The 1,352-nt window shown below is 49.2% G+C and carries 1 protein-coding gene; it reads left to right on the top strand.

All coding sequences use genetic code 11. The features are described from left to right. Nucleotides 1–1,352, top strand: a 1,352-nt coding sequence (locus tag A1D16_RS19610; RefSeq protein ID WP_290712688.1) for an HAD-IC family P-type ATPase, incomplete at both ends; no start/stop codon positions are given.

Below are 1,352 nucleotides of genomic sequence, written 5' to 3'. Positions count from 1 at the left end.
CTCATAGGCCGGGTACTGCAGGATAAAACCTACCAGCAATTGTCTTTCGAGCGCGATTATACCTCCTATTTCCCCATTGCCGTAACCGTCTTAAAAGAAGAAACAGCCATCCCCACCGCACTGCCTTCGATAAAACCTGGCGATACCCTGCTGATTCACCAGGACGAACTTATTCCCGCAGACGGTATACTCACCAAGGGAAGAGCCTATATTGATTACAGTTTTGTAACCGGCGAATCCTTACCGGTACTGCGGGAAGTTGGAGAAATCGTATATGCGGGCGGCAAACAAACCGCCGGTAATATTGAATTGCTTACTATCAAAGAAGTAGCACAAAGCTATTTAACAAGGCTCTGGAACCAGGCAGAAAAACCTGCCGAGCAGGAAAAGGGCTTATCCTTCGTGCATTTACTGAGCCGGTATTTTACTTATATCGTTTTCAGTATTGCCCTGTTAACAGCCGCGTATTGGGGTATGGTTGATCCGTTGAGGATCTGGCCGGCCGTAACCGCAATTTTAATCATTGCCTGCCCCTGTGCCCTCCTGCTTTCCAACACCTTCACCAATGGAAATATGTTGCGGATTTTTTCGCGCAACGGCCTCTACCTGCGAAATGCGCAGACCATAGAAGAAATGGCTATGATCGATACCATTGTATTTGATAAAACCGGCACACTCACCACCACCACCCAACATGCCGTGGAATATACCGGCGATTATTTAACCCTGCTGGAGCTGGAAGCAATAGCCGCGCTGGCCGGCAACAGCCGCCATCCGCTCAGCAAAGCACTGGTACAGCACCTGGGCCGGCATCCGCTGCAGGTACAACAGTTTCGTGAACGCATCGGGAAAGGCATTGAAGGCAATATTAACGGTCACCAGTATGCGATCGGCTCGCAACATTTTATTACGGGTATGAAAAACCCTTCCGGGGGCACCCGTGTATATGTATCCATCGACGGCCGCCTGAAAGGGTTTTTCCAGTTCCATAATTTCTATCGCAATGAAGTAGCCACCCTCTTAAACAGGATGCAGCGAGACTATGAGCTGGCCATTATTTCCGGTGATAATGAAAATGAACGACGCCAGCTCGAAACCATGGTAGGCAAAACCACGCCCCTGCTTTTTCACCAGCAACCGCAGGACAAACGCCGTTATATCGAATTAGAAAAACAAAAGGGCAAAAAAATAATGATGATCGGTGATGGCCTTAACGATGCCATTGCGCTGCAGGAGAGCAATATGGGCATTGCCATTGCTGAGCACTCCAATACATTTACGCCGGCCAGTGACGGAATACTGGATGCTGCGGCGCTCGGAAAATTAGATCGTTTCCTGCAACTGGCAAGAGG

Origin of the sequence: Flavihumibacter sp. CACIAM 22H1 (assembly GCF_001601815.1) — a bacterium.
Taxonomy (GTDB): domain Bacteria; phylum Bacteroidota; class Bacteroidia; order Chitinophagales; family Chitinophagaceae; genus Flavihumibacter.
This window is presented reverse-complemented; position numbering and strand designations above follow the sequence as displayed.